General features: G+C 67.4%; 6 protein-coding genes, 1 tRNA gene and 1 pseudogene. 7 read left to right on the plus strand and 1 reads right to left on the minus strand.

All coding sequences use genetic code 11. The features are described 5' to 3' along the window. Positions 1 to 1428, minus strand: a 1428-nt coding sequence (gene mutL / locus NBV68_RS14920) for a DNA mismatch repair endonuclease MutL (protein WP_296311132.1), incomplete at its 3' end; no start/stop codon positions are given. A 208-nt stretch (positions 1429 to 1636) separates the two neighbouring features. Between mutL and NBV68_RS14925 the strand changes: the two genes are divergently transcribed. The 7 genes and pseudogenes from NBV68_RS14925 to NBV68_RS14955 form a co-directional block, all read left to right on the plus strand. Then, a complete protein-coding gene (locus NBV68_RS14925) occupies positions 1637 to 2680 on the plus strand; it encodes a rod shape-determining protein (RefSeq protein ID WP_296311135.1) in 1044 nt (347 codons plus the stop codon). A gap of 48 nt (positions 2681 to 2728) precedes the next feature. Next, on the plus strand, positions 2729 to 3673 hold the full coding sequence (gene mreC / locus NBV68_RS14930) for a rod shape-determining protein MreC (protein WP_296311137.1): 945 nt from the start codon (positions 2729 to 2731) through the stop codon (positions 3671 to 3673). Beyond that, complete coding sequence (gene mreD, locus NBV68_RS14935; protein ID WP_296311140.1) at positions 3673 to 4227, plus strand: rod shape-determining protein MreD; 555 nt, start codon at positions 3673 to 3675, stop codon at positions 4225 to 4227. Before mreC ends, mreD begins: the two co-directional genes overlap by 1 nt. 44 nt (positions 4228 to 4271) lie before the next feature. Further along, on the plus strand, positions 4272 to 6374 hold the full coding sequence (gene mrdA / locus NBV68_RS14940; RefSeq protein ID WP_296311143.1) for a penicillin-binding protein 2: 2103 nt from the start codon (positions 4272 to 4274) through the stop codon (positions 6372 to 6374). After that, a complete protein-coding gene (rodA, locus tag NBV68_RS14945; RefSeq protein ID WP_296311146.1) occupies positions 6371 to 7507 on the plus strand; it encodes a rod shape-determining protein RodA in 1137 nt (378 codons plus the stop codon). Before mrdA ends, rodA begins: the two co-directional genes overlap by 4 nt. A gap of 138 nt (positions 7508 to 7645) precedes the next feature. After that, positions 7646 to 7721: transfer RNA gene (locus NBV68_RS14950), tRNA-Lys, on the plus strand. Between the two features lie 543 nt (positions 7722 to 8264). Further along, positions 8265 to 8423: pseudogene (locus tag NBV68_RS14955) on the plus strand (DUF932 domain-containing protein); the annotation flags it as partial.

Raw genomic sequence — 8423 nt, forward strand, 5'->3', positions numbered from 1 at the left:
GAGCACGAGGCGTTCATGCGCGGCGTGCTGATCGACCAGCACCAGCCCGTCGGCGGCCTCGGCGACGATATAGGTGTTGGCGACCTGCCCGCGCGCGATGCCGAGAGGGTATTGGCGCGCCTCCTCGGACACGGGCGCGGCTTCCTCGGCGCGGCCCTGGGGCTGTGACCACGCCAGCGCCGCGTCGCGCAGCATAAGCCCCTCCCGTTCGCCCCCGGCTCGCAGGCCGGGGCGGGTATCGGGGTTGGGGTGGGCCTGTTTGGGCCACAGCGGCGCCTGGGACTCTCCCATCCCCAGCCCCTGCGGCAAGCGGGAGGGGAGAAGATTGCCCTGCTCCGAGATCGGCTCCGCCTGCCACCGCCCCATCGCCGCGCGGTCCGGGCCCTGCGCAGAGCGGCGGTCGCCGGTCGCCAGCGCCTGCCGCAGGCCCGAGACGATGAACCCCCTCACCCCTGCCGAATCGCGGAAGCGCACCTCGGTCTTGGCGGGGTGGACGTTCACGTCGACATCCTGCGGCGGCAGTTCGAGGAACAGCGCGAGCACCGCGTGGCGATCGCGCGCCAGCATGTCGGCATAGGCCCCGCGCACAGCGCCCACCAAGAGCCGGTCCTTCACCGGGCGGCCATTGACGAAGAGGTACTGGTGATCCGCCACGCCGCGGTTCCAGGTCGGCAGGCCCGCCACCCCGGTCAGCCGCATCACCCCGTGCGGCGTGTCGCGCGCAAACGCGATGGGAACCGAATTGTCCTTCAACTCATGCGCGATGATCCGTGCGACACGGGTCGCGAGTTCCTCGCCGGCTTGCAGGTTGAGGACGGTGCGCTTCGACCCATCGCCGAGGGTTTCCAGCGTGAAGGCAATATCGGGCCGCGCCATCGCGAGGCGGCGGACCACATCCAGACAGGCGGCATATTCGCTGCGCGCCGAACGCAGGAATTTGCGCCGTGCCGGCACCTTGGCGAACAGCTCCTCGACCCGCACGCGGGTGCCGGGGGGGAGCGCGGCGGGCTCGTCGGCCAGCACGGCGCCGTGATCGACCACCCGCCGCCAGCCTTCCGCCGCGCCCGCCTCGCGGCTCTCGATAGTCAGGCGGGCAACGCTGGCGATGCTCGGCAGCGCCTCGCCCCGGAAACCCAGCGTGGTGACGAGCTCGATCGCGCCATCCGCGCCGATCAGCGAATCGGGGAGCTTGGAGGTCGCGTGCCGCTCAAGCGCCAGTGCGATGCCGGCCGGGCCCATCCCGCAGCCGTCATCCACCACCTCGATCCGCGCAAGGCCACCATCCGCCAGCACCACCCCGATTCGCCGCGCGCCCGCGTCAATCGCGTTCTCGACCAGCTCCTTGAGCGCGGCAGCCGGGCGCTCAACCACCTCGCCGGCGGCGATGCGGTTGACCAGATCGGAGGGGAGGCGGCGGATTTCCGGCATTTCCGGGCAAGGCTAGCGACGAGCCGCCACAATTTCGAGGGCACCTGCGCCAAAATCACCGCCACAGTGGACAAATATTTTGGCCTTTTGCGCGGGGATTCGCTAGGCGCGCGCTGTCATGTCATAAACGGGCCCGCATCCCCGCAGCCGCACCCCCCTGACAGCGGCCGCGGACCAAGCCTGTCATTACCGGAAAACAGCACCCAACATGAGCTTCCTGTCCGACCTCTTCAAGTTCCGCTCGCAGAACATGGCGATCGATCTCGGCACCGCCAACACGCTGGTCTATGTCCAGGATCAGGGCATCGTTCTGAACGAACCCAGCGTCGTCGCGATCGAGACGATCAACGGCATCCGCCGCGTCAAGGCCGTGGGCAATGATGCCAAGATGATGATGGGCAAGACCCCGGACACCATCGAGGCGATCCGCCCCTTACGTGACGGCGTGATCGCCGACATCGAAGTCGCCGAGCAGATGATCAAGCACTTCATCCAGAAGGTGCACGGCAAGAAGAGCATGTTCCGCTATCCGGAAATCGTGATCTGCGTGCCTTCGGGCTCCACCTCGGTGGAACGTCGCGCGATCCGTGACGCAGCCTCCAACGCAGGGGCCTCGGACGTCCACCTGATCCTCGAGCCCATGGCCGCCGCGATCGGTGCCGACATGCCGGTGACCGAGCCGGTCGGCAGCATGGTGGTCGACATCGGCGGCGGCACCACCGAGGTCGCGGTGCTCTCCTTGCGCGGGCTCGCCTACACCACCTCGGTACGCACCGGGGGCGACAAGATGGACGAAGCCATCGTCAGCTACGTGCGCCGCCACCACAACCTGCTGATCGGTGACGCCACGGCCGAGCGCATCAAGAAGGATTACGGCATCGCCATGATCCCCGAGGACGGCGTGGGCGAGACCATCACCCTGAAGGGCCGCGATCTCGTCAACGGCGTGCCCAAGGAAATCACCATCAACCAGGCCCATGTCGCCGAAGCCCTGAGCGAACCGATTGGCGCGATCGTCGAGGGCGTGCGCATCGCGCTCGAGAACACCGCCCCGGAACTCGCCGCCGACATCGTCGACCAGGGCATCGTGCTCACCGGCGGCGGCGCGCTGATCCGCCGCCTCGACGAGCACCTGCGCGAGGAAACGGGCCTGCCTGTCTCGGTCGCCGAGGATCCGCTGACCTGCGTCGCCATCGGCACCGGCCGGGCGATGGAGGATCCGATCTATCGCGGCGTGCTGATGACCGCGTGATCCCCCGATCCGTGAACCGGGCCACGAGGCAGAAGGGACACTAGAGCCATGGCGCCTCCCTCTTCGCGCCGCGCCGGCTTCTCGAAGAAAGCGCAATTCTCGCTGTTCACCGGCTACCTGCTGGCCGGGGCTGCGGCATTGCTGGGGGCGGGGCTGCTGGCGCTGTCGCTGTGGCAGCCCGCCGCCTTCGCGCCCTTGCGCGGGTTGGCGAGCGATGTCGTCACCCCCGCGGGCACCGGCACGGCGATGGTACGGCAGGGCTCGCAGGGGATCTTCGCGGGCCTGATCGGCTATTTCAACGCCGGGAGCCAGAACGCCGAGCTGCGCCGCGAGAACGAGATCGCCCGCATCCGCCTGGCCGAGGCCGAAGCGGTCAAGGCCGAGAACCTGCGCCTCAAGGGCCTGCTGGCCTTGCGCGAAGCCGAGAGCAAGCCGGTCGCGACCGCCCGCCTCGTCGGCTCGACCGCCACCAGCGGGCGGCGCCATGCCTATCTTGGCGCGGGCTCGATGAACGGGGTCAAGCCGGGCATGCCGGTGCTGTCCGAACGCGGGGTGATCGGCCGCGTGCTCGAGACCGGGCGCTTCTCCTCGCGCGTGCTGCTGCTGACCGACGGCGAAAGCGTGCTGCCGGTGCGGCGCGCCAAGGACAATGTCATCGCCTTTGCCGAAGGGCGCGGCGACGGGCTGCTGCGCATTCGCCTCGTCAATCTCGGGGTCAATCCGCTCAAGGTCGGCGACATGATGGTTACCAGCGGCGCGGGCGGCTATTACCGTCCCGGCATCGCTGTCGCGATCATCGCCAAGATAACGCCGGACGGTGGCATTGCCCGCCTTGTCGCCGAGCCCGCGGCCACCAATTTCGTCTCGGTGCTGCCGGTGCACGTGGCCGAGGCGGTGACCGAGCTGGAAGCGCCGGCCGCTGCGCCTTCCCCCAAGCCGTCGGCCTCGCCCTCATCCGAAGCGTCGTCTGGCGGCGCGGCGGCGGAGGAGTGATGGAACGGCTCGACCCCCGCGCCCGATCGGACATCTACGGGCTGCGCATCAACCGCGCACCCGTTCCGTGGCGGGTGCGCAGCGTGCCCTATGCCTCGATCATGCTCGCCTCGGCCCTGCCGGTGTTGCTGATCGCCGACACCATGCCGCTCGCCCCTTCCTTCGGCTTCCTGATGCTGCTCGCCTGGCGGATGGTGCGCCCGGGTCTGCTGCCGCTGTGGGCGGGCGCACCGCTCGGCGCCTTCGACGACCTCTTCAGCGGCCAGCCTTTCGGTAGCGCGATCCTGCTGTGGTCGCTCGCAATGATCGCCATCGAGGCGATCGAGGCGCGCTTCCCCTGGCGCGGCTTCTGGCAAGACTGGTTCACCGCCGGCCTTATCGCGGTTGTCTACTGGCTGGCGAGCCTCGTCGTCTCGGGCGCGAGCCTGACGCCCGAAATGCTCGCCGTCGCCGCTCCGCAGGCGCTCGCCAGCGTGCTGCTCTATCCGATCATCGCACGCCTGGTTGCAGGGCTCGACCGCTACCGCCTGTCGCGCGCGCGGAAGATCGACTGATGAAGATCCCCTTTCTGCAGCGCGGTCCCCAAAAGCCAGTCAGGATGATCAGCGCCTCGCTGCTGCGCTCCACCTTCGAGCGCCGCGCAGTGCTGATCGGCGCGGTGCAGGGCGGGATCGGCGTGTTGCTGGCGCTGCGGCTGGGCTATCTCTCGGTCGCGGAGAACGAGAAATACCGCCTCGAATCCGAAAGTAACCGGGTAAATCTCACATTGATCCCGCCGCGCCGGGGCTGGATCCTCGACCGCGATGGCGCGCCGCTTGCCTCCAACCGCGCCGATTTCCGCGTCGACCTCATTCCCGAACGCCTCGTCGATCCGCAAGCGACTATCGACCGACTGGGCGAGTTGCTCAGCCTCGAACCGGCGCGGATTGCCGACATCAAGGACAAGGTCGCCACCTCGCGCGGGTTTGCCCCTGTCGAAGTGGCGAGCGGGCTGCGCTACGAAGAGTTCGCCGCGCTCAGCGTGCGCATGCCCGAGTTCCCCGGCGTCGTTCCGCAACGCGGTTTCTCGCGCCTCTATCCGACCGCCTCGAGCGTCGGCCATCTGATCGGCTATGTCGGGCCGGCGTCCGGCGAGGAATACGACAAGGATCCCAATCCGCTGCTCATCACACCCGGTTACAAGATCGGCAAGGACGGGCTTGAAAAGCAATTCGAAAAAGAATTGCGCGGTGTCCCCGGCGCGCGCCGGGTTGAAGTGACCGCAGGCGGCCGGATCGTGCGCGATCTCGACACGCGCGAGGATGTGCAGGGACAGCCGGTCAAGCTCACAATCGATGGCCCGCTGCAGGATTACGCCGCGCGCCGCATCGGCCTCGAAAGCGGCTCGGTGGTGGTGATGGACTGCCGCACCGGCGACCTGTTGTGCATGGCCTCGATGCCGAGCTTCGATCCCAATTCCTTCTCCGACGGGATCGGCGGGGTCGAATATGCAATGCTGCGCGATGACGAGCGCGTCCCGCTGCGCAACAAGGTGCTGAAGGGGCTCTATCCTCCGGGCTCGACCGTCAAGCCGATGGTCTCGATGGCGCTGATGCAGGCGGGTGTCGACCCTGAGGAGACCGTCAATTGCGGCGGGGGCCTGCGCGTCGGCAACCGCGTGTTCGGCTGCTGGAACCGCCGCGGCCACGGCTCCACCAACATGGCCAAGGCGATCTACCAGAGCTGCGACGTCTATTTCTATTCGATGGCCCAGCGTATCGGGATGGACCCGATTGCCGCCATGGCACGGCGCTACGGGATGGGGCAGGAATTCCCCCTCCCCGTCACCAGCCAGTTCTTCGGCACCGTGCCCGATCCGGCGTGGAAGATGAAGAAGTGGGGCCGCGAATGGCAGACCTTCGACACGGTCAACGCCACCATCGGCCAAGGCTACATGCTCTCCAGCCCCCTGCAGCTGGCGGTGATGGCCTCGCGCCTTGCCACCGGCCACCACGTGATGCCCCGGCTTACACTCGACACCAAGCCCAAGGGCTTCAACGACATCGACTTCCCGCTCGACCAGGTCGAGTATGTCAGGAAGGCGATGAGCGACGTCGTCAACGGCCCCGGCACTGCGGGCCGCGCGCGCCTGCCGATCGAGGGCACGCTGATGGCGGGCAAGACCGGAACCGCGCAGGTCGTCTCACTGTCGATCTCGAACGGCAAGTCGGGGCCCTGGAAATACCGCGACCACGGCTTGTTCATCTTCTTCGCCCCCTATGACAATCCGCGCTATGCCGGTGCGGTGGTGATCGAGCATGGCGGCGGGTCGGGCGCCGCCTACCCCATCGCACGCGACGTGATGACCTTCCTGTTCGATCCCGCCAAAGGTCTGGAAGCGCTCGCCGCGCTGGAGGCAGGCTGGGGCGGCACGGCGCAGCAGCGGCTCGAGGCGCGCTATGCCGCCTATGCCGCCGAGCGCGGGGCGAGCGTCAGCCGGCCGCCCCGTCGCGACGAGGAAATCCTCGACCGGGTCGACGCCGAGGCCCGCCGCGACGCCGCCCAGACCGACGCCATTGCCAATGAAGCGATCGCCCCGCGGCCCGAGGCCAACCCCTCGGCCATCCCGCCGGGTGCTGCCGCCGCGCCCGCTGCGCCCGCCGCGCCCGCCGCCCCGCCCTCGCCCGCCCCCTCTGCCGCTCCTGCCGAGACCGCCACATGAACACGCTCGCCCAGCGTTCCGGGATCGTCCCGGAGCCGATCGCCCGCCAGCCCTGGGAGATGCTGGTCCCGCTGGTGCTGCTGACCTGTTTTGGCGGGCTGGTGCTCTATTCGGCCGGCGGCGGGGCGATGGAGCCCTTTGCGCTCTCGCACTTCATCCGCTTCGGGGTGTTCGCGGTGATGACTGCGATCATCGCCTCGCTGCCGCGCGATGCGGTGCAGCTGCTGACCTACCCCGCTTACCTCGTCGTGCTGTTGCTGCTGCTCGCGGTCGAGATTGTCGGCCAGGTCGGCGGCGGCAGCCAGCGGTGGCTGGAGGCCGGGCCGATCCGCATTCAGCCTTCGGAGATCATGAAGCCTGCCGTTGTGCTGGCGATGGCGCGCTTCTATGCGACTCTGCCGGCCGGGATGATCGGTTCGTGGCGCTCGGTTCTGCCGGCAGGAATGCTGATCGCGCTGCCGATCGGGTTGGTGCTGATGCAGCCCGACCTCGGCACCTCGGTCGCAATCGCCTTCGGGGGCGTGGTGGTGATGTTTCTGGCAGGCCTTCCCATGTGGTGGTTCCTGAGCGCGATGGGTGCCGGAATCGCCGCGCTGCCGCTCATCTATTTCTTCGCGCTCCACGATTACCAGCGCGCGCGGGTCACCACCTTCCTCGATCCCGAGAGCGATCCGCTGGGGGCAGGCTACCACATCGCGCAGTCAAAAATTGCAATAGGTTCGGGCGGAATCTTCGGAAAAGGCTTCAACAACGGCACCCAGAGCCACCTCGATTACCTGCCGGAGCCCCACACCGATTTCGTCTTTGCCACCATGGCCGAGGAATGGGGGCTGATGGGCGGATTGTTCGTGCTGGGAATGTATGCGCTGATCCTGAGGTGGGGCTGGAAGGTCGCGGCCGAGGCGCAGGACCGCTTCTCGGCCTTGCTCGCTGCCGGGGCGACCGCGACGATCTTCTTCTACATCGCCATCAACCTCCTGATGGTCATGGGCATGGCGCCGGCCAAGGGCATTCCGCTGCCGTGGATGAGCCATGGGGGCTCCTCGATGATGACCAACATGATCTGCATCGGGTTGCTGATGATGGTCAATCGCTGGAACCGCATGGCCCCGCGCCGGGGCCTGGCGAGCTGATTTCCCGCAAGTGCGAAAAGGGTCTTGCCATCAGGGCGAGACCCGCTAAATGCAGCGCCTCACGCGAATCGGGACGCGGCCTCGCTGCTCCGGACAACGCGTTTCCGACACGCCCCTTCCGGGGGATTTTGGCGGAATGGACGCATAGCTCAGTTGGTAGAGCAGCTGACTCTTAATCAGCGGGTCCTTGGTTCGAGCCCAAGTGCGTCCACCAAACTTCTCAATGGCTTAAGTGCAAATATACACCCCTTCCAAGGGGCTGTCGAGCGCCACGTAATCGCCACGTAATCAACGTGTTTCGTAGGCTGGCGTAGAGGCTTGATTTTCGATGTGCGGGAGGACGTTTCCTCCCTGGTCGAAGCCGCTGCGCGTCTTCTTCACACCCACCTCAGCGGGGACACCCCGCAACGCCCCGAAACGAGGAGCGGGGCTGCTGACGCGCTCTGTCCCGCAGGGCTGCCTGCCCTGCTCCTGAGGGCGCGGTGTCTGACGCATGGGGCCCCGCACGCACTCTGATCCGGCGGACATGGCCCAAAGCGCAGGCCGGGAAAGCCGACAGGCCCCGCCTTTCCGCCTGCGCAAGCGATGACGCGATGCTCCGCCTCTGTCAGGGTGCAGCTTTTCTGTCATGGCGATCTCGCTGGTCGCTCGTGCAACTACAAGCCTTGGGATTTGAGAGTGAGAGTCTGGCGGGCTTCGCCGTGACGGATTGAGGGTCGAGAGAGAGGCTCCCGGCCAGCCGTCATGGAGATTTCCCATGGATATGCAGGTTCTCGATACGCGCCGCGACCCGAGCGGCGGCTACAAGGTGGATGTCTCGCGCGGTTCGCGCGTGGGTCGGGTGTCGTCGGAGTGGTTCTCGCGCCCAGATGATGAGCGGTTTCTGTCACTGGGCGATCTGGCCCGATCAGTGCGC

Source organism: Erythrobacter sp., from assembly GCF_023653175.1.
In the GTDB taxonomy this organism is placed as follows: Bacteria; Pseudomonadota; Alphaproteobacteria; order Sphingomonadales; family Sphingomonadaceae; genus Erythrobacter.

Excerpts from the sequence above, each read along its gene's own strand:
- NBV68_RS14925 (WP_296311135.1), top strand. The coding sequence starts at position 1,637 with ATGAGCTTCCTGTCCGACCTCTTCAAGTTCCGCTCGCAGAACATGGCG.
- mreC (WP_296311137.1), top strand. The coding sequence starts at position 2,729 with ATGGCGCCTCCCTCTTCGCGCCGCGCCGGCTTCTCGAAGAAAGCGCAA.
- mreD (WP_296311140.1), top strand. The coding sequence starts at position 3,673 with ATGGAACGGCTCGACCCCCGCGCCCGATCGGACATCTACGGGCTGCGC.
- mrdA (WP_296311143.1), top strand. The coding sequence starts at position 4,272 with ATGATCAGCGCCTCGCTGCTGCGCTCCACCTTCGAGCGCCGCGCAGTG.
- rodA (WP_296311146.1), top strand. The coding sequence starts at position 6,371 with ATGAACACGCTCGCCCAGCGTTCCGGGATCGTCCCGGAGCCGATCGCC.